Origin of the sequence: Campylobacter sp. CFSAN093241, assembly GCF_012889595.1 — a bacterium.
Classification (GTDB): domain Bacteria; phylum Campylobacterota; class Campylobacteria; order Campylobacterales; family Campylobacteraceae; genus Campylobacter_D; species Campylobacter_D jejuni.
Genome location: NZ_CP040612.1, coordinates 314,256 through 339,321, shown reverse-complemented (window position 1 = coordinate 339,321; position 25,066 = coordinate 314,256). Strand labels below are relative to the sequence as shown.

The window sequence follows — 25,066 nt, the reverse complement described above, 5'->3', positions numbered from 1 at the left end:
CCTATTTTAGCTAAAAATTGATAAAGTTATATCTTAAATATTTTAATATATAGGCCACTTATGAATTTATTTCAAAATTTAGCTTTAAAATACTCTCATACTATGATGGAAAAATCCCTCCAAAAAGGTTTCAATGTCGAACTTTTAAAACAACCCGAAGAAAAAATTCCAAAACAAGACAAAAGCTATATGCTTTATGCCCATGTACCTTTTTGCCATACTTTTTGTCCTTATTGTAGCTTTCATAAATATTATTATGATGAAAATTTAGCCAAAGTATATTTTCAAAATCTTAGAGAAGAAATTAAAATCATGAAAAATAAAGGTTTTGATTTTACCTCCATGTATGTGGGTGGTGGTACAACACTGATTGATGAAGAGGAATTATTAAAAACCTTAGAACTTTGTAAAAAGTTATTTAATATAAAAGAAATTTCATGCGAAAGCGATCCAAATCATATTGATCCAAATAAGCTTTCTATGTTTAAAGGTATAATTGATCGTTTAAGTTGCGGGATTCAAAGTTTTGATGATAAAACTTTGAAAAAAGTGGCAAGATATAATAAATTTGGTTCATCTAAAGAACTTCAAGAAAAAATTTCAAAAGCTTTAGGAATTTTACCTATTTTTAGTATAGATCTTATTTTCAATCTTCCAGGACAAAGCAAAAAACAACTTTTAAATGACTTAGAAATTGCTAAGAATTTAGCCCCGCAACAAATCACAACCTATCCTTTAATGAAATCAAATCTTACCAAAGATAATATCGCTAAAAGTCTAGGAGTGAGCATTAAAGATAATGAATTTACTTATTATCAAATCATACGCGAATTTTTTAAAGACTATACCCAAAACAATGGTTGGAGTTTTTCTTTAGAAAAAAACAAGCTTAATGACGAATATGTCAGTTCTCATCATGAATACCTAGGAGTGGGCAGCGGGGCTTTTAGCTTTTTAGATGGGGAGCTTTTAATCAATGCATTTAATCTAAATGATTATGCTAAATTTATACAAGAAAAACAAAATGCTAATATAGCCAAAGCTTGTTTTGATAAAAAAGAAATTATCAAATATGTCTTTTTAACTGAAATTTTTTCAGGGAAAATACAAATTGATAAATTTAATAAAACTCTAAATTGCAATCTCGAAAAAGAACTTTTCATAGAACTTTTAGGGCTTAAAACAAGTGGTGCCATCATAAAAGATCAAAATGCTTTAATCGCAACTGAATTTGGTCAATATCTTTTTGTAGTTTTAATGAAAGATTTTTACACAGGAATGGATCTTGTGCGTGCAGTATTTAGAGATGATAAGCGTCTTAAAAATAAAGATTATATCGATATCATGAAAGAAAATATTGATCCGCTTAACTCCGCTAGTATGGAATTTAAAGCGGAGGCAAACTAAAAGGGACGAACAACCATCATTAAAGCGATAATAATAAACATTATAGTTGGAAATTCATTATAAATTCTAAAATATTTTCCACTTTTAGTAGAAGTATCATTTGCTAAAGCTTTTAAACAATAATAATTATGTATATGGAAAATAATCAAAAGTGTAACACAGGTAAGTTTAACATGCATAAAACCCGCACCTACCATTAAAACTTCCTTATGAGCATGCAACATTAAACTTCCTGTGATTAAAGTCGCAATCATTGCAGGAGTTTGTATATAAAAATAAAGCTTTCTTTCTTGAATTTTTACAATCTCGACAAAACCTTTATTGTCTTTATGTTCAGCATGATACACAAAAAGACGAGGTAAATAAAAAAGACCCGCCATCCAAGAAACAAATGCCAAATAATGCACCCATTTAATCCAAAAATAATAATCATTAATCCATTCTGTCATCTTTTTTCCTTTTTTTAAATATTTCTTGTATTAAAATCAAAGCCACACTTATATTTATCATGACATCTGCAACATTAAAAATAGCAAAATTAAACCATTTATGCCAAAAAAACATATCCACTACACCTCCATGTATAAAACGATCTAATAAATTTGAAACGCCAGCACCAAGCATCATTCCAAAAGCTATGCTATGAGTTTTTAAAAGTGTTTTTTGCCAAAAAAGATAAATAAAAAGCACGACAATTAAAGCAAGATGTAAATATTTTAAATTATGTTCTAAAAAACTCAACATTGAAAAAGCTACGCCTGTATTTAGAGCATAAGTTAAATCTAAGTATTCACTCTGCCATCTAAGTCCTGCTAAAGTTAAGGATTTTACCCATTGATCAAGGGCAAAAACCAAAACAAAGGCGCCCCAAAAATAAAAAATAAATTTAAAAGTTTTAGCCATTTAAAGCTTTCTTAAAAAACTCCACAACATTTTTCATTTCTTTTTCTAAGAGCTTAATATCTTTGGCTTCTAGTAAAAGTCTTATCAAATTTTCTGTTCCAGAATAGCGAAATAAGGTATTGATATTTTTATTTTCTAAATCTTTTTTTAATTCTTTTAAACCTTTAATTTTATCTAAATCTTTTTTTTCTGCAATTTTAAGATTGGTTAAAAGCTGAGGATAAGGTTTGACTTGACCCAAAATAGAGCTTGCAGATTTTTTCTTAGAAAGCATTAAAGCACTAAATTGCAAAGCAGCTATCAAACCATCTCCAGTTTTTGCATAATCACTAAAAATAATATGCCCACTTTGCTCTCCACCAAAATTTCCACCATTGGCTTTTAATTTTTCAAGCACATATTTATCGCCCACATTACAAGTATCAAGTTCTATACCATGTTTATTTAAAAATTCTTTTAAAGCACCATTACTCATTATAGTGGCTACAACACTTGATTGTAATTTACCTTGTTCTTTAAGATAAAGTGCTAAAACCCCTAATAAACTATCTCCATTAGCCACTTCACCTTTTTCATCTACAACCACCAAACGATCTGCATCACCATCAAAAGCAAAGCCCACATCTGCACGCAAACGCTTTACCTCAGCAGCTAAATTTGCAGGATGTAAAGCTCCACAATTTTCATTGATATTAAGTCCATTAGGTTTATCGCTCATTACTATAACTTCAGCACCTAATTCCTTAAAAACAGTAGGTGCTACCTTATAAGCTGCCCCATGAGCCACATCTAAAACCACACGCAAAGACTTTAAAGTAAGATCTTTTGGAAAAGAATTTTTAATAGAAACAATATACCTTCCTATAACATCATCAATTCTTTTCGCTTGACCAATTTTCTCCATATCTACCTTAGAGGCTTGTATAAGCTTATCATCAAAATAAATTTCTTCTATTTTTTTCTCTATATCTTCACTGAGTTTGTTTCCATGAGCATCAAAAAATTTAATACCATTATCATAATAAGGATTGTGAGAAGCTGAAATCATAATCCCTGCATCACAACGCATATCTTCAGTTAAGAATGCAATCGCAGGAGTTGGCATAGGACCAATTTGTATAACATTATATCCTATAGAAGTAAGCCCTGAAACAATAGCATTTTCTATCATATAGCCGCTTCTTCTTGTATCTTTTCCTACTAAGATATTATTAGTAATACTTTTATCTTTAAAATAAATACCCGCAGCCATTGCTAAACGCATAGCCAAAAAACTATCTAAAAATTCACCCGCTTTTCCACGAACTCCATCAGTTCCAAAAAGTTTCATTGCAAACCTTTCTAGCAAAATTTAAAGACAATTATAACAAAGCTAAGATAAAGAAATTTAAACAAGCTCTAAAATTAGAGCTTGTTTGGAACCTTATAGTTCAGGTTTAGGAGTTTTTTCAGTAGAAATAGGAAGTTGTGGATAAACAATTGCTGGTTTTGTTCCTGTTAAAGATTTTAAGAAAGTTTCAATACTTTTTGCTTCTTTATCAGAAATTTTAATGCCAAGTTGCACACTACCCATTTCCTTAATAGCATCTTTTAAATTCCAAATCGCACCATTATGAAAATATGGAGCAGTTTCAGCAACATTTCTTAAAGTTGGAGTTTTTACCATGCCATTTGCATCACCTTTAAAATCACCTAAATTTGCAAATTTATATTTACCAGCAACTTCAAACGCTTGCATATTGCCACCTAAATTCACACCATTATGACAAGCTACACAACCTTTATCTATAAAAAGCTTTAAGCCTTTTTGTTCTTCTTTTGTTAAAGCTTTTTCATCGCCTTCTAAAAATTTATCAAAACGAGATGGAGTGATCAAAGTTCTTTCAAAATTTGCAATTGCATCAGCAATATTGTCAAAATTTACACCGCTTTTACCATAGATTTTTTTAAACTCACTCACATATTCAGGCAAAGATGAAATTTTTTCTACTGCAAGTTTAGCAGGAGTTGCCATTTCAGGATCAGCTTGGATTGGACCTTTAGCTTGATCGGCTAATGTTCCTGCACGACCATCCCAAAATTGAGTATTATTTAAAACTGCATTATAAACTGTTGGTGAATTTAAATGATGAGGATTTGCTGTCCATTTATGACCTATTGCAGTACTGATTCCATCTGTTCCACCAAGTCCTACATTATGACAGGTATTACAAGAAATGATACCACTTTTTGAAAGACGTGGTTCAAAATAGAGCTTTTTGCCAAGCTCTGCTTTTTCAAGAGTAAATTCACTAGCCTTTACTCCATTTTGTTTTAAAATTTCATCAACGCCTTTTTGATCTTTTGGTAAGGCAACAAGACCTGAATTTTTAGCTTCATCTATAAGACTTGCAGCATTTAAGCTTGAAAAAGCAACTAAGGATGCGATTAGCAATGATTTTACTTTCATTTATAAACTCCTATTAAAGATAAATTAAAATAAAATAATAATCATTTAGAGCTTAAATAAAAATAAATATTATTAAAAAATATTTACAATTAATTAATACTATTTTTATCTTAAAAATTATTTTTTGTTTATTTATTTTCATAAGATATAATTTTTAGTTATAAATCTTAAAATTTTAAGATGATTTGAAAAGGATATTATGGAAAATTTAATAATTTACGCTTTTATATATCTTTTAGGTTCAATCCCTTTTGGGCTAATCCTAGCTAAATTTTTTGCTAAAACTGATATCAAAAAAGAAGGTTCAAAAAGTATAGGAGCAACCAATGTTTTAAGAGTAGTAAAAGAAAAAAATCCCAAACTAGCAAAAAAACTTGCCATTGCTACAATAATTTTAGATTTTGCAAAAGCAGCTATTCCTTTACTAATCTTGAAATTTCTTCATTATGATCAAGCTTTGCTTTGGAGCGTCGCAGTTTTGGCTATTTTTGGACACTGTTTTTCAATTTACTTGTTATTTGAAGGAGGGAAAGGCATAGCAACAGGAGCAGGCGCTATGATAGTTTTACTTCCATTGGAAGTGCTTACAGCATTTATTGTGTGGGTAGTTATTGGAAAAATTTTTAAAATATCTTCGCTAGCTTCTTTAGCAGCGTTACTTGCTTTTGTTATAAGTTCTTTTATATTTAATTATGACTTAGAAATTCATACACATGCACCCGTTTTCATTATCGCTTTTATTATAGTATATAAACATCTACCTAATATTAAAAGATTGATTTTTAAAGAAGAATGCAAAGTCATATAAAAATAAAATTTCACTTTAAGTGTATCATTGGTATATTAGATTTCGAAAGAAGAAAAAAACAAAAAATTATTATCAAGCTTAAAGCTAAAGCAAATGAATTTTTAAATTATGCAGAGGTAATTACCAAAATTAAAACATGGTATAAAAAAGAAGAATTTTACACCCTTGAAGAGTCTTTAGACTTTGTAAGCTTAAATTTAAAAAAAGATTTTCCTAATTTAACCAATCTTAACATAAAAATTTTCAAACCCCATATAATAAAAAATGCTACAGTTGGGGTTAAATTGAAAAAAAAATATTAATTTTTTTTTAAAGATATCTAAACATTTACTTAAGCTATGATATAATTCTTTAAATTTTTCTTAATAAGGATAGAACAAATGAGAATTTTAGTTATAGAAGATGAGATTAGCCTAAATAAAACAATTATAGACAATCTTAATGAATTTGGTTATCAAACTGATTCTTCTGAAAATTTTAAAGATGGAGAATACTTTATCGGCATTAGACATTATGATTTAGTTTTAGCAAACTGGACTTTACCTGATGGAGATGGAGCGGAACTTGTTAACACTATTAAGCATAAATCTCCAAGAACTTCGGTTATGATTATGTCTTCAAAAACAGACAAAGAAACAGAAATCAAAGCTTTGAAAGCTGGAGCTGATGATTTTGTTAAAAAACCTTTAGATTTTGATATTCTACTCGCAAGAATTGAAGCAAGACTAAGACTTGGCGGAACCAATGTTATTAAAATTGAAGACTTGGTTATTGATCCAGATGAGGAAAAAATTACTTATAAAGGTCAAGATATAGAACTTAAAGGAAAACCTTTTGAAGTTTTAACGCACTTAGCAAGACATTCGGATCAAATTGTATCCAAAGAACAACTTTTAGATGCCATCTGGGAAGAACCTGAGCTAGTAACTCCAAATGTTATCGAAGTAGCTATCAATCAAATTCGTCAAAAAATGGATAAACCATTAAATATATCTACCATAGAAACAGTTCGTCGTAGAGGATACCGTTTCTGCTTCCCTAAAAAATCTTAACAATTTTGCACCTTCGGTGCAAAAAATTTATCTTTATTTCTATTTTTATATTTTATTTAAGTTTGGTTATTGTATAAACTAAAATTATTTTTTAAATTTTTGAAAGGTTATGATGTCTCTTTTAATTACAAAAGACTGCGTATGTTGTGATGCTTGCAGAGAAGAATGTCCTGATGAAGCTATTTATGAAAATAGTCCAATTTATGTAATAGACCCTGATCTTTGTTCAGAGTGCGTTAATGATTTTTCAGAGCCTGCCTGTATTGTTGCTTGCCCATATGAATGTATCATTCCTGATCCTGATAATGTAGAAACTATAGAAGAATTAAAACTCAAACATAGAGATAGAGAATTTTAATGGCAAAAAAAACAGCCGTTGTTGATCTTGGCTCAAACTCCATTAGAATGGTGATTTTTGAAAAAACTTCTAGATATGGTTTTTATACAACTTGCGAATACAAACGCAAAGTAAGACTTGGAGAAAATGCTTATAATAATGGCAAAATTCTCCAAGAAGAAGCCATGCAAAGAGCCGAAGATGCCTTAGCTTTTTTCAAACAATGCGCTTTAAAGCATAAGTGCAAAAAAATATTTATAGTAGGCACATCAGCCTTAAGAGATGCCCCAAATTCAAAAAATTTCATTAAAAGAATCAAAGATAATCTGTCTTTAAATATACGCTGTATAGATGGAAAAAGCGAAAGTTACTTAGGTGGTCTTGCAGCTCTAAATTTATTAAGTCCTTTTAAAGATGGAACCACTTTAGACATAGGTGGTGGTTCTAGTGAATTGTGTTTAATAAAAAATAATAGAATTATTTCTTGCATATCTCTTGATATTGGCACTGTTAGGCTAAAAGAATTGTTCTATGATACTGGAAAAATGGATTCTTTAGAAGAATTTATAAAACCAATTTTAGAACAAATTCCTAAAGAATTTTGCAATCAAAACCTTATTGCAATAGGTGGAAGCTTAAGAGCAATATCTAATTCCATCATGCAAAAAAATTCCTATCCACTGAAAAATTTACATGATTTTCGCTATATGCTAGATGAAGAAAAAGGGCATATTTTAAAAATTTTTAATTCAAACTTAGACTCTTTAATCAATTTTGGCATAAAAAAGGATCGTTTTGATACCATTAAAGAGGGTATATTTATTTTTTTAAAGATTGCGGAAAAAATAAAAGCCAAACAAGTTATCACGAGTGGGGTTGGAATCAGAGAAGGAGTTTATTTGCAAGATTTACTTCGTCCTAAAATCACTTTTCCACCAAATTTTAATCCTAGTTTAAAATGTTTACAAGATAAATTTTTACAATCAAAACAAAAAAATAAAACTCCACATTTTGCTCTGCAAATTTTTACAACCCTTAAAAATCTTCATAAACTTAACGATAACTATAAGCATACTTTACTAAATGCTGCTAAATTATGCCATATTGGAGAATATTTAAATTTCTATTTTGCTAATGAACACTCTGCTCATTTTGTACTAGGTGGATTAAATTATGGATTTTCACATAAAGAAAAAGCTTTAATTGCTAGCATTATTAAGCTTAATGGAAAAAAAGTTAACCCTTATAATCTTGAACCCTATAAACAACTTTTACCCAATATTCATACCATTTCATGGCTTAATTTTATTTTGTGCCTAGCTAAAACTTTAAGCACAAATGAAGATAAGATTGATTTTGCTTTTGCAAACAATACTCTTTATATATATCAAGAAAACAAAATTCTTAATTTACCCAAAGATGAGCTCAAAAAAATTGCAAAACCAGCTACCATAGCATTAGCAATCAATCAAAAAATTTAAGATTTTTTACCTTTTTGACGCTGCTCTATAAGATTTTGAATTCTTTTTTTATTCTCTTCAAAAAAAGAATCAAAATTTTTCTCTGTTTTTTCTGTATGTTTTATTATTTGTTCCTCTGGAATTTCAACACTTTCTAAAAGCACATTGGAATTACCTATTATCATTGTATAACGTTTATTAGCGTGATCAAAAATAACAAGTTGATTATTTTTATCTAAAAATCTTTGGAAAATCATAGTAAAATCTCTAGAAACATTGTTATTTTTATAAACCATAGTCTTTTTAAACCACCAAAGCACTATTAACAAAATAACTAAAACTAGCATTACTAAGATATAATTTGTATAATCATACCCTTCTAAACTTGTACTTTTTGGTTTAGGCATTAATTCTTGAGAATTATTCACAGTAGTTGTAGGTACAGATTCGATATTTGCTTTTCCTTGCTCTATAGCTCGTATCCTTACTCCAAATTTATCATTGATAGAGCTAAGTTCTAAATTAATATTTTGTTTGTTTTGTAGCATAATATAGGTATTATTATTTTTAGAACTAATACTAATTTTATCTACAAGTTGAGAGTTAAGTTCTTTTAATTCATCTTTAGAATACGTTAAATCACTAAAAGTTAAAAGAGTTAAATTTTTTTCTTTTTTTTGAGAAATCTTGCCATTATAGGCATTATCAAAAGAAAGCATTAAATCTACTCGATCATTTCTATCGTAGATATTAAAACTAATCAGCTCAACACTATATAAAGGTAAAATTAAAAAAAATAATACTAGCAATCTCATTTAAATTTCTTTTTTAAAGTATTGAAGCACAGTCTTAGAATCCAAAATTTCATTAATTCTTATAGCGAGATTTTTTTCATAAACCATAACCTCGCCTTTGCCAAAAATTCTTTTATTGATATAAAGCTCAACGCTTTCTCCAGCAGGCTTTTCAAGATCAATAACCGAACCTACTTCAAGTTTTAAAAGCTCCGCTACACTCATATTTGTAGTTCCAAGCTCGCTTACAAAATCTACTGTAATATCTAAGATATCTTCATAAGATTGTAAAAGCCCATGATGAATGTTAAACTCTATATCATCGCTCATTATTTGCAATATCCTATTCTAAAATAACAATTTTCAAATTTATAAGTTAAAGCTTCATCTAGAACTATTTCAGAAAAATCAACTTTTCCTAAATATTCCGGAATTCCGAGTTTATACTCGTCATCACCCTTGGCATCATTTAACAAATTTTTAGCATAACCTATAATCTGATTGGCACATTCTTTAGTTAAATCGCACCAGTCATCTTCTTTAAATTTTTCATCATTAATTAAAATTTCTGCAATTTTTTTTAAAAATTCTTTTGGAAAAAATAAATAAAAATTACATTCTCCTTCGCTTTTGCCCATGATAGGAATACTCGCTCCATAAAGTTCACCGCTTATATCTTGAGCTGCTTCAATGCGAAGTCTTAAGATATGCTCGCAAAAATGAGTGATGGAATACTCAAGAATCTTTAACATAACTACCACCTTTATAAAAAACTTAATTTAAAATTATAGTAAATATAAAATAAAAATATGTTTTAAAATTTTATTTTTTGAAAATTTCTTCAATATCTTTCATTATTATATCCAAATTTCCTTGTTTAAAACACTTTACTATGCTAGTTCCCACAATCACTCCGTCAGCAACTTTTCTCATTCTTTTTACATCTTGATTATTTTGAATGCCAAAGCCTACAAAAATAGGCAAATTTGTAAAAGATCTGATTTCTTTTACTTTATCTTGTAAGATTGCTTCTTCGACGCTTTTTGTACCTGTAATACCTATGCTTGCTAATAAATAAATAAAACCTTTAGCATGTTTTACTAACTTTTTAACCCTTTCTTTAGGGGTTGTAACGCTTACAAGTGTAATTAAAGCTATATTATATCTTTCACACTCTTTAATTAAATCATCACTTTCTTCAAAACTCAATTCAGGCACAATCAAAGCACAAATCCCTAAAGATTTTGCTTTTTTCACAAATTTTTCCAAGCCATAAGAAAAAATTAAATTATAATAAACCATAAAAACCAAAGCTTTTTTAGTTTTTATCCTAGCTAAAAGCTCAAAAACATTGTGAATATCTATACCTTGATCAAGAGCTATTTTTGCCGCATCTGCAATAATCTCACCATCGGCAATAGGATCACTATAAGCAACACCAAGTTCTAAAATATCAATAGGACTTTGATCTAATCTTTGCAAAAAAGCTTCACTTGTTTGAAGATTTGGATAACCCAAAACCGTATAAGCCACATTTGCATTTTCTTTATAAAATTTTCTAAAATCAACCATAAATCACCCCTTTTTTATAATCTCTAATCATTTGCATATCTTTATCTCCCCTGCCTGAAAGATTTACTACTATCACGCTTTTCTTTTTTAAAGTTGGACAAAGTTTTTCTAAAAATGCTACAGCATGAGAGCTTTCAATCGCTGCAATAATACCTTCTTCTTTACAAAGTAATTTTAAAGCCTGTATACATTCTTCATCACTTATAGCATGATATTGTGCTCTTTTGCTTTCAAATAAAAAAGCATGCAAAGGACCAATTCCTGGATAATCAAGCCCTGCAGAAACACTATGTACAGGCAAGATATTGCCTAAATCATCTTGTAAAACCTTGGTTTTCATACCGTGAATAATGCCTGTTTTTCCCTTATTTAAAGTCGCTGCATGATAAGACGTATCAATGCCAAGCCCCCCTGCTTCAATACCTATAAGTTTAACATTTTCATCTTTGATAAAATCATAAAAAATCCCAGCTGCATTGCTTCCACCTCCAACAGCTGCGATAATATAATCTACTTTTTTATTGAGTTTTTGAAGTTGCATTTTGCATTCTTTTCCTATAATACTTTGAAAATGCATTACCATTTTAGGATAAGGATAAGGACCTACCGCACTTCCAACCACATAAAAAATATTTTTAATATCTCCAACCCAAGCTTGAATAGCCGCAGTAGTAGCTTCTTTTAGAGTTTTAAGCCCACTTTGTACTGCATGAATTTTAGCACCCAAAAGCTCCATTTTATAAACATTTAAAGCCTGTCTTTGCACATCGGTTGCCCCCATATAAATTTCACATTCAAGTCCTAAAAGTGCTGCTGCAGTGGCTGTTGCAAGCCCGTGTTGACCTGCTCCTGTTTCTGCTATGATTTTTTTCTTTCCCATTTTTTTTGCTAAAAGGGCTTGAGCGATGGCATTATTGATTTTATGTGCTCCGGTATGATTTAAATCCTCGCGTTTTAAATAAATTTCATGCTGATATTTTTTGCTTAAATTTCTAGCAAAATAAAGTGGAGTAGGACGCCCTACATAAGTTTTTAAAAGCTCGTTTAATTCTTTTTTAAAGAGTTTATCTTTAGAAAATTTCAAAAAAGCACCTTCTAGCTCATTTAAAGCAAACATTGCACTTTCAGGCAAAAACTGCCCACCAAAATCCCCATAATACGCTTTTTTCATTTTTTCAACTCCTTTAAAATTTGTTTTATTTTGTTGATATCTTTTAAGCCTTTTTCATCTTCAAGTTTTGAATTAAGATCTAAAATTTTAGCTCCCGTTTGTACAGCCTTATGAACATTATCCAAACCTATGCCTCCAGCTAATGCAAAATCTTTAGTATAAGAACTTAATAAAGTCCAATCAAAACTTATTCCATTACCGCCCTTTAAAATTCCCTTAGCATCAAAAAGTACTAAATTAGCAAAAATTTCACTTTTTAAATCTAAACTATTTTCCACACTAATCACCTGCCAAACAAAAACATTTTGCACCTTTAAAATTTCAAATTCTTCTTTGGTAATAGTGCGATAAATTTGTATCCCATCAAGCTTAGCTTCTTTAATACATCTTAAAATTTGTTCCAAATTTTCATCTACAAAAACACCGACAACTTTTTTATCTTTTTCATGAAAAATTGCACTTAAATTTCTTGCTTGTTCTAAACTCACTCTTCTTGGACTTTTAGCAAAAATAAATCCAAAAAAATCAATATTTAAAAAAGCTAAATCTTTGGCATTTTTTTCATCTTTAATACCACAAATTTTAAGCTTTAGCATAAGCTTGATACTCCTTAAAATATTCTATAACCTTACCTGAATAAATGGCTTCTAAAATCATATCTTTAGCCACTAAAGGCGAACTTGCTTTATTGGCTGTATAAAGTGCAAACATAGCATTTAAAACTACCAAATCAAATTTTGCCCCTTGCATTCTACCGCTTAAAATATCTTTTAAATCTTTAGCGTTGTCATATGCACTAGATCCTATGATTTCACTATGAAAAGCTCTTTTAAAACCAAATTGTTCAGGACAGATAGAATACTCTAAAATTTCTCCTTCACAAAGCTCATAAATTTTACTTTCATCGCAAATACTAAGCTCATCCATACCATCATTTCCTCTTACCACTAAAGCTTTTTTGCGTCCTAAATTTTTTAAAACCTCTATCAAAAGCCTATGCACAGGTGCGTGATAATTTCCCATAAGTTGATATTTTAACTTTAAATTAGGGTGCAATAAAGGACCTAAAACATTAAAAACCGTTCTTACTCCAAGTCTTGATCTGATCTCTTTAAGTTCTCCTACTAAAGGATGAAAAAATGGAGCATGTAAAAAACTAAGCCCTTGATTATTTAGTTGTTTTAAAACTGATTCTAAAGTGTTTGGAGTAGTTATATTTAAAGCTTCTAACACATCTGTACTTCCGCTAGAACTTGAAATGGCACGATTTCCGTGTTTGGCTACTTTTACTCCTAAAGCTGCTAAAATAAAAGCACTAGTCGTAGAAACATTGATACTTTTAAAACCATCTCCACCTGTTCCACAAATATCAATCATCTCACTCTCATCACTAAAAGTTTGAGAATATCTTAAAATTTGTCTTACAAAAGCACTTAAAGATTTTTCATTTAAGGACTTTTCAGTGATTAAAATCAACAAAGCCACTACTTGTAAAATTTCATAATCTTTAGACATAATAATCTTACAAATTTGCTCAAAATCATCGCTTTGTAAAAAATGATTTTCACTCATTTTTTGCAAATAAAAACTTAAAGGATTTTCTTGTTTTTGTGGTTTTTTTATATCTTGTTTTAAAAAATTAGAAAAAAGTTGCAAGCCATATTCACTAAAATAGCTTTCAGGATGAAATTGCACACCATAATAAGGTAAATTTTTATGTCCCAAAGCCATAATCACACCCTTTTCATCAAGGGCTAAAATTTCAAGCTCATCACTAAGCTGTTTAACCTCTAAAGAATGATAACGCATTACACTAAAATTTGAAGGCAAATTAGAAAATAATTCATTTTCCCTGCACTGTTTTATCAAAGAATTTTTTGCATGCATAGGCTCTTGCATCTTAACCACTAAAGAATCAAAAGCTAAAGCTAAAGCTTGATGCCCTAAGCAAATGCCCAAAACAGGGATATTAAGCCTTGCTTTAAAAATTTCAAGACAAATCCCACTTTGACTTGGATGCTTTGGACCAGGACTTAAAATAATATGAGTAGGATTTAAATTTTTAATTTCACTCAGAGAAATTGCATCATTTCTTCTTACTAAAATTTCATCATTGCTGAGTTGCTCTAACATGCTTTTAACATTAAAAACAAAAGAATCATAATTATCAATTAAAAGTATCATTGATTTTCCTTTTTTAAATTTTCAAAAGCTACCAAAAGCGCCTTGCGTTTAGCACAAATTTCTGCATATTCTTTTTGACTCTCACTTTGCAAAACAATACCCGCCCCACTTGCCAAATAAGCCTTATCTTGAGTAAAAAAAGTGCAACGGATTAAAATCGCTAAAGTTATGTCTTCGTTAAAATTTAAAAATCCTACCGCACCACCATAAATTCCACGATCGCAATCTTCAAGCTCGCTAGTGATCTCTAAAGCTCTTATTTTAGGAGCTCCGCTTAAAGTTCCCGCTGGAAAAACTGCTTCAATCACATCAAAAATACTCGCATCTTCTTTCATATTGGCATACACTTCACTCACTATGTGCATTACAAATTTATTTTTAATAATAGAAAAAAGATTTTCCACTCTTGTTTGAGTGCCAAATTTAGAAGCATCATTTCTTGCTAAATCTACAAGCATCTTATGTTCACTAAGTTCTTTTTCATCACTTAAAAGATCTTTTTCTAAAGCTAAAAGATCACAGTTATTTTCCAAATTTCTAGTTCCAGCAATAGGGGCTAAATAAATCTCTCTTTTTTTAATTTTCAATAAAAACTCTGGAGAAGAACCCAAAACAACACCATATTTACTTGGAAAATAAAACATATAAGCGCTTGGATTTAAAGCACTTAAACTCTCATAATAATCAAAAGCATTTACTTGATGTTTGATACAAAGTTGCTTACTTAAGACCACTTGAAAAATATCTCCACTTAAAAGATATTCTTTGGCTTTTTCGCACATTTTTAAAAAATCATTTTTTTCATCTTCTAAAGAATTTAAAATTTCAAAATCATTTTTTTGTTTCTTTTTCATTGGTTCAATATCATCTTTTAAATATTCAAAATATTTTGAAGCACCAAATTTAAAAAACATCTTGCTATTTTTCTCATAAATCAAATAAGCCTTAGCATTGGCAAATAAAAATAAAGGAAAATCATAATTTTTCTTAGAAGAAAGTGGAATTTTTTCAAACAAAGATACAAAATTTGCACTAAAAACTCCAAAAAATCCAGCAAAGTCGCAAATTTTATTCTTGCTTAAAGCTTCATAATATTTTGCCTTAAACTCGCTAAAGGATAATTCATTAGCATCTAAATAATCACAATCAATCCCTATAATTACCTTGGTCAAATCCTCTGCAAAATAAGAATTTTCAAATTTTTCAAGGATTTGTCTATAATAAAAATTTACATTTTTAACAAACATAATAAACCTTTTTTTAAAAAAAATAAATTAAAATAATATTAAAGAAAAAATTTAGATAAAAAGAATTTTAGAAACGCCAAGAGCGAAGAGTGTGTGTAAGTTTTAAAATCAAAGAATTACTAAAAAAATCATTTTCACTCATCTTTTACCTTTCTTATAAAATATTTCAAAAATTAAGACTTTTATGAAAATTTTTAAAGTCTTAATTAATTTTAATCAATAAATATAAATTTTGCTTTAAATTTAAAATAAATATTATAAAATCTTTATATTTTATAATATTTTGAAACATTTTTACGATGCTTAAAGTTACCAAAAAAAATATTCTATTGTTATAAAAAACTAAGATAATACTTAGCTTAATAAGATAAAATTATTCCGTATTTGAAATATTTAGTATTTTTTAGGAAAAGCTATGGAAATCACAGATTTACCTTATCTAATCATAGGAATCATTTCAGGTATTGCTTCTGGACTTTTTGGCATTGGTGGAGGTATGATTATCGTTCCTTCTATGTTCGCACTTGGAGCAAGTGCTCACCATGCTATCGGAATTTCAGTATTGCAAATGATTTTTGCAGCAGTTTTTGGCTCTTATATTAATTATAAGAAAAAAAATCTAAATCTTAAAGATGGTATTATGATAGGTTTTGGAGGGCTCATAGGAGCAAGCTTTAGCGGAATGCTTTTAAAAGCTTTAAGTGATGTAGCTCTTACTAGCGTATTTTTGGCGGTAAGTTGTATATTTTTTATCAAATATGCTTTTGGAATTAAAGAAAACATTGTGCAAAATCAAAGAAGCGTTTGGGTAAAGAATGTCATTTTATTTATTGCTGGAGCTTTTACTGGTATTTTTGCTATTTCTTTGGGAATTGGTGGCGGACTTTTAATTGCTCCGATTTTAGCTTATTTTTTAGGCTATGATAGTAAAAAAGTTGTTTCCTTATCCTTGTTTTTTGTTATTTTTGCTTCAGTCTCTGGTATTATATCTTTTTCAAATTCTGGAGTTATAGACTCTGAAGTTATTCATAAAGGAATACTAGTAGGTATAGCTTCTATGGTTGGAGTTTTTATAGGAATTAAAATCATAGAAAAAATGCATATTTCAGCTCATAGAAAAATTTTACTTTGCGTATATGCCTTATCAATACTTGGAACCACCCACTCTTTGCTTAATAAGCTAAATTTTATAAATTTTTAACTTGGATTTATCCAAGTTCTTTTAATATTATTATGCTAAAATCTTAAATTTATTTAATGTTTAGGAAAGACTATGAACGATACCATAAAAATCATTGGCGCAAGAGAAAATAACCTAAAAAATATCCACCTTGAAATTCCCAAAAACAAACTCATTGTTTTTACAGGACTGAGCGGAAGTGGAAAATCAACCCTTGCTTTTGGAACTCTTTATGCTGAAGGACAACGCCGTTATATAGAAAGTTTAAGTGCTTACGCCAGACAATTTTTAGATAAGGTAGGCAAACCTGATGTCGATAAAATCGAAGGTTTAACTCCAGCCATTGCCATAGATCAAAAAACTACTTCTAAAAATCCACGCTCTACTGTAGGAACCATCACTGAAATTTATGATTATCTAAGACTTTTATACGCAAGAGTTGGCATTCAACATTGTCATCAATGTGGACAAAAAATTTCATCTATGAGTGTAAGTGATATAGTCAGTGAAATTTTAAAATTTCCAAAAGGTGCAAAAATCATCATCTACGCCCCACTCATACGAGAAAAAAAAGGAACTTATGCAGATTTGCTTGAAAATTTACGCAACAAAGGCTATGTAAGAGCTCAAATTGATGGAGTTTTGGTAAGACTTGATGAAGAAATTGAACTAGCCAAAACCAAAAAACACACCATTAAACTTGTCATAGATAGACTTGAAATTCAAGAAGATTTACTTTCTCGTCTTGCAAGCGATATAGAAAAAGGTTTACAGGAAAGCTTTGGAGAAATAGAAATAGAAGTTTTAAATCATGAGGAAATAAACCTTAATAAACACTATCATTTTAGCGAGCATTCAGCTTGTTTTGATTGTAAAATTTCCTTTGTTCCACTTGAGCCTTTAAGCTTTTCTTTTAATTCTCCAAAAGGAGCATGTGAAGCTTGCGATGGACTTGGAATTCGTTATACTTTAGATATGAAAAAAATCATCGATGAAAATTTAAGTCTCGAAAACGGTGCTGTTAAAATCATGTATGGTTTTAATAAAAGTTATTATTATAAATTCCTAATCGCCTTTTGCGAACAAAATGAAATTCCTATCAAAATACCTTTTATGCAATTAAACGAAGTACAAAAACGTCTTGTATTGTATGGTAATGCCAAAACTATAGAATTTCTTTGGAAAAGAAATCGCCTAAAACGCACTTTTGAAGGCGTGGTTAAAATGGCTTATGAAATGCTAAAAGATGAAAAAGATTTAGCCGAATATATGAGTGAAAAAATTTGTAAAGACTGCGGTGGGCATCGTTTAAAACCTGAAAGTTTAGCCGTGAAAGTAGCAAAAAAAAGCTTGGGTGAAATTTTAGATATGAGCATAGAAGATAGTACGGCCTTTTTTACAGATGAGAAAAATTTTTCTTATTTAAGCGAGCAACAAAAACTTATTTCTAAACCTATCCTAAAAGAAATCAACGAAAGATTGTTTTTCTTGTATGATGTGGGGCTAGGTTATCTTTCTTTAGGGCGCGATGCAAGAACGATTAGTGGGGGTGAAGCACAAAGAATCCGCATAGCTTCACAAATTGGCAGTGGTTTAAGCGGAGTGATGTATGTCTTAGATGAGCCTAGCATAGGACTTCATGAAAGAGATACTGCAAAACTGATTAAAACTTTAAGAAATTTACAACAAAAGGGCAATACCCTAATTGTCGTAGAGCATGATAAAATGACCATAGAAGAAGCAGATTTTATTGTAGATATTGGTCCAAAAGCAGGAAAATTTGGGGGTGAGGTTGTATTTAGTGGAACTTATAAAGAACTTTTAAAAAGCAAAAGCGAAACTGCACTTTATATGAATGGTAAAAAACAAATTTCACAACTTCAAAACAGAACACAGAAAGAATGGCTTGAGCTTAAAAATGTAAATATTAACAATATCCAAGATTTAAGCGTAAAATTTCCTTTGCAAAATTTAGTCGCTATAACAGGAGTTTCAGGTTCTGGAAAAAGCTCTTTGATACTTCAAACCCTACTTCCTTTTGCACAAGAGGAATTAAACCGTGCGAAAAAAGTTAAAAAACTTGGCGGAGTACAAATAGAAGGACTTGAAAAACTTGATAAAGTCATTTATCTTGATCAAAGCCCAATTGGGCGCACACCACGTTCAAATCCTGCCACCTATACAGGTGCTATGGATGAAATCAGAAATCTTTTTGCCGCCACTAAAGAAGCCAAAATGCGTGGTTATAAAGCCGGACGCTTTTCTTTTAATGTCAAGGGTGGAAGATGTGAGAAATGTAGCGGAGATGGAGAAATCAAAATAGAAATGCATTTTTTACCTGATGTTATGGTAGTTTGTGATACTTGCGGGGGCAAACGCTACAATGATGCCACGCTAGAAATTAAATATAAAGGCAAAAATATCAGTGAAATTTTAAATATGAGTGTTTTAGAAGCGAGTGAATTTTTTACAGCCGTTCCTAAAATCAAACAAAAATTAGATACTCTAGTAAAAGTGGGTTTAGATTATCTAACTCTAGGACAAAATGCCACCACCTTAAGTGGAGGTGAAGCACAAAGAATCAAACTTGCTAAAGAACTAAGCCGTAGCGATACAGGAAAAACGCTTTATATACTTGATGAACCTACAACAGGACTGCATTTTGAAGATGTCAATAAACTCATCTTAGTTTTACAACATTTGGTTGATCTTAAAAATTCTGTTTTTGTGATAGAACATAATTTAGATGTGATTAAAAATGCTGATTATATCATCGATATGGGGCCTGAAGGTGGAGTTAAAGGTGGAAAAGTTATAAGCACAGGAAGCGTGGAAAAAGTCGCTAAAGAACACAAAAAAACCTGTTCTTACACAGGATATTATCTAGACTTAGAGCTTAAAAATACACAAAAATCATAATTTTATGTTTGATTTTTTATATAATGATATTAGCTATTTGGGGCTTTTCATGGTGTGTTTTCTTTCAAGCACACTATTACCCTTAGCAAGTGAAGCCTTTGTTTTAGGCTTTATAAAACTTGATTTTACTCCGAATTTGGTACTTATCGTAGCCACTTTGGGTAATACCTTAGGAAGTTTAAGTACTTATGCTTTAGCGTATTTTGGAAAAGAAAAAATTTTAGAAAAATACTTTAGCAAATCCTTAAAAAAATTAGAAAATTTCAATGCTAATTTTGCTAAATTTGGAAGTATATTTGCTTTTTTTACTTTTTTACCTTTAGTAGGAGATCTTTTTGCCTTGGGACTTGGTTTTGCGAAATATTCTTTTTTAAAAACTATATTTTTTATCTTACTTGGAAAATTAAGTCGTTATGCTTTCATAATTTTCATAGCAAACTCCTTTTAAAAACCTCTCTTTTATAAGTTTTAAAAGCTTTGCATTGTCTACATTTTTTAGAATTTTAACACAATTTTTAGTGCTTAAATCCACCCCCATACTCATTTTTGGTTCTTTAAAACAACGCCAACTCATACCTCTTGCCAAAGAACTATCGCAAATAACATCAGCATAACACTCATCAAAATCTGCAATACTAGAATCTAATGCGTAAGCTATCGTTAAAGCATCATGTATCCAAGTTCCCTTTGTACCACGTGTTTTAGAGGCATAATCAATCCAAACACCTAAAGTTTCAACGATAAAATCACATAAAATATTCTTACCTTGCAACTCTTTTAAATCCTCGTGTGTTAATAAAGTCTGCATGGTTGCATTATAAGGTATGAGTGTAATTTTAGCTCTTGAATTTAGCACTATACTAGCCGCCTCAGGATCAAAACCAAAATTTGTATCTTTAGTGTAATAAGGCATATCAAAACTGCCGCCCATAATAAAAAGCTCTTTAAGATTTATATCAAAATCTTTAAAAATTTTCATAGTCATAGCGATATTTGTCAAAGGTCCTATCGCACAAATAGAAATTTCTTTAGGATTTTTACTCACCAACTCACCCATTTTAAAAATCGCATCAGGATTTATATTTTCTAAAATTTCAGGACTTTTTATATTTTCCCAAAGATATTCAAGTTTAAAATTTTTAACACTTTCATCAAGTCTTTGACGCCAAGCTTTACTTGGTTCTTTTAGGGCTTCATTCGCTCCCAAATAAACGGGGATATTTAAATTTAAACGTTTAAATAAATCCTTAGCCACACTATAGGCAACAAGGCTTGGAACATTACCGCAAACTGTGCTTAGCATTTCAAGTTTGATTTCTTTAGATGACAAAATCAAAGCAAGTGCTAAACCATCATCAGTATTTGCTCCTGCAATAGCATTGCCTATGTCCGTGTCTAAGATAAGTCTCATATCGCATCTTCTATTTTATTTAAATCTCTACCTCTAGTTTCTGGCGCAAAAAATGTAGTCACAAAACCTATACCTGCAGTTAATACAAAATATGTCGCGATAGGCCACCAAGCGCCATAATATGCAAGCAAAGCAGAAGCCACCATAGGCGCTGTTCCTCCTGAAAGAATAGAACCTAGCTCCTTAGCAAAAGCCATTTTTGTATAACGGTTTTTTACCCCAAAAAGCTCCACACCCCAAGCCGCTTGCACACCAAAAATCCCTAAAGATGCTAAAGACATACCTACAATAATAGTTAAAATCACAATAATTTCATTTTTACTATCTAAAAGCATAAAAGCAGGAAAAGCATAAATCATTAAAAGCAAACAAAACATTCTATAAGTAATACATCTTCCAAATTTATCACTTAAATAACCTGCCAAAGGAATAACTAAAAACCCTACCAATGAAGCTATCATCACTGCTGTAGTAGCTACTGATTTGTCTAAAAGTAAAATTTTAGTCACATAACCTACAATAAAACCTTGCGCAAGATAAGAAGGTCCATTTTCGTCTATTCTTAAGCCCACCATAGTCCAAAAAGCACGACTTCTTTGCCAAAAACTTCTTTCATCTTTTTTCATATGCTTTTCGTTATTAAGACGCAATTTCATCATTTCATTTTTTTGCTTTTCAAAAACAGGGGTTTCTTTGACATGAAAACGAATATATACAGCAAAAAGAGCGATTAAAATACTTCCCATAAAAGGAACTCTCCAGCCCCATTCTTTAAAACTTGCTTCATCCATTTGTACCATCAAAAGCCATACAAAAGACGCAAGCAAAGTTCCACTATTTGATCCTAAGGCAATCACAGAAGAAACAAGCCCTCTTCTCTTGCTAAGAGCATATTCTCCTAGCATAACTGTTCCACCTGAAAGTTCAGCTCCTGCGCCAAAACCCTGCATAAAACGTAATGCAACCAAACAAATAGGCGCCCAAACACCAATCACTGCATAACTTGGGATAAAACCTATCAGAGTAGTTGAAATTCCCATTAAAGCTATTGTAGCCATCATAACATTTTTTCTTCCGTGTTTATCACCTAAATGACCAAAAAACAAAGCCTCAATAGGTCTTGCAATAAAACCTATGCCATAAGTTACAAAACTAAGCAAAAGTGCAATTACTGGAGTTTGCTCAGGAAAAAATACTTCTGAAAAAATTGTTGCAGCTGCTAAACCATAAAGTGCAAAATCTGCATATTCCATAGCAGTTCCCAACCAGCAAGAAAAAACTGCTTTTTAAAAACTTTTCTACCTTCAGGTGTGTTAAAATTCTTATCTGCAATTCCATCAATTTGCTGATTTGTCATTACATTTTCCTTACATTATTCATATAAAATTTTTACTCTACTCGATATTATGACTAAAAATTGAAGTATTTTCGCTTAAATATCTTTAAATTTCGAGACATTTTAAGCAAAATTTTGAAATAATATAACCAAAAAATATATTTTATCAAAAGAAGAAATTATTATGAAAACTTTAACTATTATTGATACTTTTGGATTTTTTTTCAGACTTTACTACGCATTAAAAGGTTTTAAAAATTCACAAGGACAAGCTAGTGGAATGATTAGCGGTTTTGCAAATTTTATTTATAGCTTAAAAAATGAATATAAAAGTGATTATATTGTTTTTGCATTAGATTCCAAAGGAAAAACTTTTCGTAGCGAAATTGATCCAAACTATAAACAAAATCGCACTCCACCGCCACCTGAACTTCTAGAACAAATTCCAATTTGCATAAAGATGATAGAAAAAATGGGTTTCATAAGCGTTTCTAGGGAAGGTTATGAAGCCGATGATATCATTGCTTCTTTTGTAAAAACTTGTGAAAATAGAGATATTTTTGTACGTATTATCACTCAAGATAAAGATCTTTATCAACTCATAAAAGATGGTAAAACAAGCATTTACAGTCCTATTTCTAAAAACGACTATGATGAAGCAGCGTGTTTAGAAAAATACGGAGTAAAACCTAATCAAATCAGAGATTTTTTAGCTCTTTGTGGGGATAGTTCTGATAATATTCCAGGCGTTAAAGGTATAGGTGCAAAAGGAGCTAAAACCTTGCTTGATGAATTTGGCAGCATAGAAGGAATTTATGAAAATTTAACCCTAGTACGTAACGAAAGAAGTCGTAACTTGCTTTTAGAGGGTAAGGAAAATGCATTTTTAAGCAAAAAATTAGCTTCTTTGTATGACAATTTAGAAGTACAAAATCTCATAGAAAAAGCCACTTATCCTGATGAAGAACCTCTTTTAAAAATACTTGAAATTTTAGAACATTACGAACTTAATACTTTGCTTAAAAAACTGCGTCAAAATCCTGATAATAAAGATAAAAATTTAGGTTTTAAAGCCACTTTAGTACAAGATGAAAACAAACTTTTTGAAATTTTAAATACCCTTGATAAAGAAAGTATTATTGCTTTTGATACCGAAACCACAGGACTTGATACTAAAGAAGCAAAAATTGTTGGTTTTAGTTTTTGCATGAATGAAAATGAAGCCTTTTACGTGCCTTTAACTCATAATTATCTTGGAGTAGGTGAGCAAATCTCATTGCAAAGTGCCAAAAAAGCTATAGAAGTAATCTTTAATCATTTTGTTATAGGGCACAATCTCAAATATGATTTTAAAATCATTCAAAACAATTTTGACTTAAATTTACCTCAAAAATACGCAGATACAATGATTTTAGCATGGCTTAAAAATCCTTCTTTAAGAGTAAATATGGATGATTTAGCCTTAAGACTTTTTAATTACGAAACCTTGCATTTTGAAAGCCTTGTTAAAAAAGGAGAAAATTTTGCAAGTGTAGAACTTGAAAAAGCTTGTAAATACGCTGCAGAAGATGCTTATATCACTTTAAGATTTTATCTTTATTTTTTAAAAAATCTTGAAACTCCTTTATTAGAACTTGCTAAAAACTGTGAATTTGATTTCATTAAAATCATTATGATGATGGAAGAAAATGGCATAAAGCTTGATACAAATGCACTTGAAATCCTTATGAAAAAATTTGAAAATGAAATCAAAAATTTAAGTGAAGAAATTTATACTCTTTGCGAGGATAGATTTAATCTAAATTCACCTAAACAAATGGGTGATATACTTTTTGAAAAACTCAAACTCCCAAGCGGAAAAAAAGGAAAAACAGGATATTCTACCGATGAAAAAGTTTTAAATATACTTTTAGATAAACATCCTGTAATTGCTAAAATTTTAGATTATAGAGAACTTGCCAAGCTTTATTCCACTTATTGCGAACCTTTGTTAAAACTAGCGTTAAAAGATAAAAATTCACGCATTTATTCAAGTTTTTTACAAACTGGAACCGCTACAGGACGTCTTTCATCTAAGGATCCAAATTTGCAAAACATCCCTGCACACGGACAATATGCAAAAGATTATAAATCTTGCTTTGTAGCTAAAGATGAATTTAGTTTTATCTCTCTTGATTATTCTCAAATCGAACTTAGAATGCTTGCACATTTTAGCGAAGATGAAAAACTTTTAAATGCTTTTGCCAATGATGAAGATATACACGCAAGAACAGCAATAATGATTTTTGGTGAAAGCAATTATGAAACCAGAAGTGTTGCAAAAAGTATAAATTTTGGACTTATTTATGGTATGGGTTATAAAACCTTAAGTCAAAATTTAAAAATAGAAGCTAATTTAGCCAAATCTTACATAGAAAAATATTTTGAAAATTTTACTAGCATTAAGAAATATTTTGAAAAAGTTAAAAACGAAGCTAAACAAAATGGCTTTATCACTACTTTAAGCGGTCGCAAGCGTTATTTTGATTTTGAAAACGCAAAACCTATGCAAATTGCCATGTATGAAAGAGAAAGCATTAATTCAATCTTACAAGGCTCAGCGGCTGATGTAATCAAACTTGCAATGCTAGAAATCAATAAAGAATTAAATGAAGACAAAAAGCTTATTTTGCAAATTCACGATGAATTAATTTTTGAAGTAAAAGACGATTTGTGTGAAAATTTTGTAAAAAAAACTAGAGATATTATGGAAAATATAGTAAAATTAAAAGTAAAATTAAAAACAAGTTCAAGTATCGCCAAAAATTGGGGCGATTTAAAATAATCAAGGAGATAA

Annotated in this window: 24 protein-coding genes and 1 pseudogene; 10 read left to right on the top strand and 15 right to left on the bottom strand. The window is 30.2% G+C overall.

The genetic code is table 11. From position 1 onward, the window contains the following. Positions 1 to 60: 60 nt before the first annotated feature. Positions 61 to 1,407, top strand: a complete 1,347-nt coding sequence (locus FBE96_RS01765) for a coproporphyrinogen III oxidase family protein (protein ID WP_032585969.1) — start codon at positions 61 to 63, stop codon at positions 1,405 to 1,407. On the opposite strand, the gene hemJ is transcribed toward FBE96_RS01765, so the two are convergent. The 4 genes from hemJ to FBE96_RS01745 form a co-directional block, all read right to left on the bottom strand. After that, complete coding sequence (gene hemJ, locus FBE96_RS01760) at positions 1,404 to 1,856, bottom strand: protoporphyrinogen oxidase HemJ (RefSeq protein WP_002894543.1); 453 nt, start codon at positions 1,854 to 1,856, stop codon at positions 1,404 to 1,406. The genes FBE96_RS01765 and hemJ overlap by 4 nt on opposite strands. Further along, the gene (lspA, locus tag FBE96_RS01755) at positions 1,840 to 2,310 is read right to left on the bottom strand and encodes a signal peptidase II (RefSeq protein WP_002857354.1); all 471 of its coding nucleotides are present in this window, start codon (positions 2,308 to 2,310) and stop codon (positions 1,840 to 1,842) included. The genes hemJ and lspA overlap by 17 nt, the downstream gene beginning before the upstream one ends. After that, positions 2,303 to 3,640: a phosphoglucosamine mutase gene (gene glmM / locus FBE96_RS01750; RefSeq protein WP_002857318.1), complete on the bottom strand. Its 1,338-nt coding sequence runs from the start codon at positions 3,638 to 3,640 to the stop codon at positions 2,303 to 2,305. Before glmM ends, lspA begins: the two co-directional genes overlap by 8 nt. 93 nt (positions 3,641 to 3,733) lie before the next feature. Beyond that, positions 3,734 to 4,759, bottom strand: a complete 1,026-nt coding sequence (locus FBE96_RS01745; RefSeq protein ID WP_002857587.1) for a cytochrome-c peroxidase — start codon at positions 4,757 to 4,759, stop codon at positions 3,734 to 3,736. A gap of 199 nt (positions 4,760 to 4,958) precedes the next feature. Between FBE96_RS01745 and plsY the strand changes: the two genes are divergently transcribed. From plsY to FBE96_RS01720, 5 genes are all read left to right on the top strand, one after another. Further along, on the top strand, positions 4,959 to 5,567 hold the full coding sequence (gene plsY, locus FBE96_RS01740; RefSeq protein ID WP_002860289.1) for a glycerol-3-phosphate 1-O-acyltransferase PlsY: 609 nt from the start codon (positions 4,959 to 4,961) through the stop codon (positions 5,565 to 5,567). Beyond that, positions 5,552 to 5,869: a dihydroneopterin aldolase gene (locus FBE96_RS01735; protein WP_002854273.1), complete on the top strand. Its 318-nt coding sequence runs from the start codon at positions 5,552 to 5,554 to the stop codon at positions 5,867 to 5,869. The genes plsY and FBE96_RS01735 overlap by 16 nt, the downstream gene beginning before the upstream one ends. Positions 5,870 to 5,947: 78 nt before the next feature. After that, positions 5,948 to 6,619: a homeostatic response regulator transcription factor HsrA gene (gene hsrA / locus FBE96_RS01730; protein WP_002857553.1), complete on the top strand. Its 672-nt coding sequence runs from the start codon at positions 5,948 to 5,950 to the stop codon at positions 6,617 to 6,619. Positions 6,620 to 6,731: 112 nt separating this feature from the next. After that, positions 6,732 to 6,977, top strand: coding sequence for a YfhL family 4Fe-4S dicluster ferredoxin (locus FBE96_RS01725; RefSeq protein ID WP_002854647.1), 246 nt, complete (start codon positions 6,732 to 6,734; stop codon positions 6,975 to 6,977). Continuing rightward, on the top strand, positions 6,977 to 8,437 hold the full coding sequence (locus FBE96_RS01720; RefSeq protein ID WP_002866641.1) for a Ppx/GppA phosphatase family protein: 1,461 nt from the start codon (positions 6,977 to 6,979) through the stop codon (positions 8,435 to 8,437). The genes FBE96_RS01725 and FBE96_RS01720 overlap by 1 nt, the downstream gene beginning before the upstream one ends. Here FBE96_RS01720 and FBE96_RS01715 read toward each other — a convergent pair. The 9 genes from FBE96_RS01715 to FBE96_RS01675 all read right to left on the bottom strand — a co-directional run bounded on the left by FBE96_RS01715 (position 8,434) and on the right by FBE96_RS01675 (position 15,676). Further along, positions 8,434 to 9,231: a hypothetical protein gene (locus tag FBE96_RS01715; RefSeq protein ID WP_002905628.1), complete on the bottom strand. Its 798-nt coding sequence runs from the start codon at positions 9,229 to 9,231 to the stop codon at positions 8,434 to 8,436. The genes FBE96_RS01720 and FBE96_RS01715 overlap by 4 nt on opposite strands. Next, positions 9,232 to 9,540 (bottom strand): flagellar motor switch protein FliN, encoded by a 309-nt coding sequence (gene fliN, locus FBE96_RS01710; RefSeq protein WP_002824739.1) that lies wholly within the window; start codon positions 9,538 to 9,540, stop codon positions 9,232 to 9,234. Further along, a complete protein-coding gene (locus tag FBE96_RS01705) occupies positions 9,540 to 9,962 on the bottom strand; it encodes a chemotaxis protein CheX (protein WP_002854524.1) in 423 nt (140 codons plus the stop codon). The genes fliN and FBE96_RS01705 overlap by 1 nt, the downstream gene beginning before the upstream one ends. A 70-nt stretch (positions 9,963 to 10,032) precedes the next feature. Further along, positions 10,033 to 10,782, bottom strand: a complete 750-nt coding sequence (gene trpA, locus FBE96_RS01700) for a tryptophan synthase subunit alpha (protein ID WP_002860292.1) — start codon at positions 10,780 to 10,782, stop codon at positions 10,033 to 10,035. Continuing rightward, complete coding sequence (gene trpB, locus FBE96_RS01695) at positions 10,775 to 11,953, bottom strand: tryptophan synthase subunit beta (RefSeq protein WP_002905631.1); 1,179 nt, start codon at positions 11,951 to 11,953, stop codon at positions 10,775 to 10,777. The genes trpA and trpB overlap by 8 nt, the downstream gene beginning before the upstream one ends. Further along, positions 11,950 to 12,549 (bottom strand): N-(5'-phosphoribosyl)anthranilate isomerase, encoded by a 600-nt coding sequence (locus FBE96_RS01690; protein ID WP_002905633.1) that lies wholly within the window; start codon positions 12,547 to 12,549, stop codon positions 11,950 to 11,952. The genes trpB and FBE96_RS01690 overlap by 4 nt, the downstream gene beginning before the upstream one ends. After that, a complete protein-coding gene (trpD, locus tag FBE96_RS01685; protein WP_002858662.1) occupies positions 12,536 to 14,137 on the bottom strand; it encodes an anthranilate phosphoribosyltransferase in 1,602 nt (533 codons plus the stop codon). The genes FBE96_RS01690 and trpD overlap by 14 nt, the downstream gene beginning before the upstream one ends. Beyond that, a complete protein-coding gene (locus tag FBE96_RS01680) occupies positions 14,134 to 15,384 on the bottom strand; it encodes an anthranilate synthase component I family protein (RefSeq protein WP_002873374.1) in 1,251 nt (416 codons plus the stop codon). The genes trpD and FBE96_RS01680 overlap by 4 nt, the downstream gene beginning before the upstream one ends. Positions 15,385 to 15,586: 202 nt before the next feature. Then, positions 15,587 to 15,676, bottom strand: coding sequence for a hypothetical protein (locus tag FBE96_RS01675; protein ID WP_042635777.1), 90 nt, complete (start codon positions 15,674 to 15,676; stop codon positions 15,587 to 15,589). Between the two features lie 123 nt (positions 15,677 to 15,799). On the opposite strand from FBE96_RS01675, the gene FBE96_RS01670 reads away from it, so the two are divergent. The 3 genes from FBE96_RS01670 (at position 15,800) to FBE96_RS01660 (ending at position 19,931) form a co-directional block, all read left to right on the top strand. After that, positions 15,800 to 16,585, top strand: a complete 786-nt coding sequence (locus FBE96_RS01670) for a TSUP family transporter (RefSeq protein ID WP_002858695.1) — start codon at positions 15,800 to 15,802, stop codon at positions 16,583 to 16,585. Positions 16,586 to 16,657: 72 nt separating this feature from the next. Beyond that, positions 16,658 to 19,483 (top strand): excinuclease ABC subunit UvrA, encoded by a 2,826-nt coding sequence (uvrA, locus tag FBE96_RS01665; RefSeq protein WP_002905638.1) that lies wholly within the window; start codon positions 16,658 to 16,660, stop codon positions 19,481 to 19,483. A gap of 4 nt (positions 19,484 to 19,487) precedes the next feature. Next, the gene (locus FBE96_RS01660; RefSeq protein ID WP_002868165.1) at positions 19,488 to 19,931 is read left to right on the top strand and encodes a YqaA family protein; all 444 of its coding nucleotides are present in this window, start codon (positions 19,488 to 19,490) and stop codon (positions 19,929 to 19,931) included. On the opposite strand, the gene FBE96_RS01655 is transcribed toward FBE96_RS01660, so the two are convergent. Further along, positions 19,887 to 20,894, bottom strand: a complete 1,008-nt coding sequence (locus FBE96_RS01655) for a nucleoside hydrolase (RefSeq protein ID WP_002860301.1) — start codon at positions 20,892 to 20,894, stop codon at positions 19,887 to 19,889. The two genes, FBE96_RS01660 and FBE96_RS01655, sit on opposite strands and share 45 nt — an antisense overlap. After that, positions 20,891 to 22,251: pseudogene (locus FBE96_RS01650) on the bottom strand (MFS transporter). The gene FBE96_RS01655 and the pseudogene FBE96_RS01650 overlap by 4 nt, the downstream one beginning before the upstream one ends. Positions 22,252 to 22,414: 163 nt before the next feature. On the opposite strand from FBE96_RS01650, the gene polA reads away from it, so the two are divergent. After that, the gene (gene polA, locus FBE96_RS01645; RefSeq protein ID WP_002905640.1) at positions 22,415 to 25,054 is read left to right on the top strand and encodes a DNA polymerase I; all 2,640 of its coding nucleotides are present in this window, start codon (positions 22,415 to 22,417) and stop codon (positions 25,052 to 25,054) included. The last annotated feature ends 12 nt before the right edge of the window (positions 25,055 to 25,066 follow it).

What these genes read in the sequence shown, in the direction of transcription:
- FBE96_RS01765 (WP_032585969.1), top strand. Translation starts at nt 61, where the DNA reads ATGAATTTATTTCAAAATTTAGCTTTAAAATACTCTCATACTATGATG.
- hemJ (WP_002894543.1), bottom strand. Translation starts at nt 1,856, where the DNA reads ATGACAGAATGGATTAATGATTATTATTTTTGGATTAAATGGGTGCAT.
- lspA (WP_002857354.1), bottom strand. Translation starts at nt 2,310, where the DNA reads ATGGCTAAAACTTTTAAATTTATTTTTTATTTTTGGGGCGCCTTTGTT.
- glmM (WP_002857318.1), bottom strand. Translation starts at nt 3,640, where the DNA reads ATGAAACTTTTTGGAACTGATGGAGTTCGTGGAAAAGCGGGTGAATTT.
- FBE96_RS01745 (WP_002857587.1), bottom strand. Translation starts at nt 4,759, where the DNA reads ATGAAAGTAAAATCATTGCTAATCGCATCCTTAGTTGCTTTTTCAAGC.
- plsY (WP_002860289.1), top strand. Translation starts at nt 4,959, where the DNA reads ATGGAAAATTTAATAATTTACGCTTTTATATATCTTTTAGGTTCAATC.
- FBE96_RS01735 (WP_002854273.1), top strand. Translation starts at nt 5,552, where the DNA reads ATGCAAAGTCATATAAAAATAAAATTTCACTTTAAGTGTATCATTGGT.
- hsrA (WP_002857553.1), top strand. Translation starts at nt 5,948, where the DNA reads ATGAGAATTTTAGTTATAGAAGATGAGATTAGCCTAAATAAAACAATT.
- FBE96_RS01725 (WP_002854647.1), top strand. Translation starts at nt 6,732, where the DNA reads ATGTCTCTTTTAATTACAAAAGACTGCGTATGTTGTGATGCTTGCAGA.
- FBE96_RS01720 (WP_002866641.1), top strand. Translation starts at nt 6,977, where the DNA reads ATGGCAAAAAAAACAGCCGTTGTTGATCTTGGCTCAAACTCCATTAGA.
- FBE96_RS01715 (WP_002905628.1), bottom strand. Translation starts at nt 9,231, where the DNA reads ATGAGATTGCTAGTATTATTTTTTTTAATTTTACCTTTATATAGTGTT.
- fliN (WP_002824739.1), bottom strand. Translation starts at nt 9,540, where the DNA reads ATGAGCGATGATATAGAGTTTAACATTCATCATGGGCTTTTACAATCT.
- FBE96_RS01705 (WP_002854524.1), bottom strand. Translation starts at nt 9,962, where the DNA reads ATGTTAAAGATTCTTGAGTATTCCATCACTCATTTTTGCGAGCATATC.
- trpA (WP_002860292.1), bottom strand. Translation starts at nt 10,782, where the DNA reads ATGGTTGATTTTAGAAAATTTTATAAAGAAAATGCAAATGTGGCTTAT.
- trpB (WP_002905631.1), bottom strand. Translation starts at nt 11,953, where the DNA reads ATGAAAAAAGCGTATTATGGGGATTTTGGTGGGCAGTTTTTGCCTGAA.
- FBE96_RS01690 (WP_002905633.1), bottom strand. Translation starts at nt 12,549, where the DNA reads ATGCTAAAGCTTAAAATTTGTGGTATTAAAGATGAAAAAAATGCCAAA.
- trpD (WP_002858662.1), bottom strand. Translation starts at nt 14,137, where the DNA reads ATGATACTTTTAATTGATAATTATGATTCTTTTGTTTTTAATGTTAAA.
- FBE96_RS01680 (WP_002873374.1), bottom strand. Translation starts at nt 15,384, where the DNA reads ATGTTTGTTAAAAATGTAAATTTTTATTATAGACAAATCCTTGAAAAA.
- FBE96_RS01675 (WP_042635777.1), bottom strand. Translation starts at nt 15,676, where the DNA reads ATGTTTCAAAATATTATAAAATATAAAGATTTTATAATATTTATTTTA.
- FBE96_RS01670 (WP_002858695.1), top strand. Translation starts at nt 15,800, where the DNA reads ATGGAAATCACAGATTTACCTTATCTAATCATAGGAATCATTTCAGGT.
- uvrA (WP_002905638.1), top strand. Translation starts at nt 16,658, where the DNA reads ATGAACGATACCATAAAAATCATTGGCGCAAGAGAAAATAACCTAAAA.
- FBE96_RS01660 (WP_002868165.1), top strand. Translation starts at nt 19,488, where the DNA reads ATGTTTGATTTTTTATATAATGATATTAGCTATTTGGGGCTTTTCATG.
- FBE96_RS01655 (WP_002860301.1), bottom strand. Translation starts at nt 20,894, where the DNA reads ATGAGACTTATCTTAGACACGGACATAGGCAATGCTATTGCAGGAGCA.
- polA (WP_002905640.1), top strand. Translation starts at nt 22,415, where the DNA reads ATGAAAACTTTAACTATTATTGATACTTTTGGATTTTTTTTCAGACTT.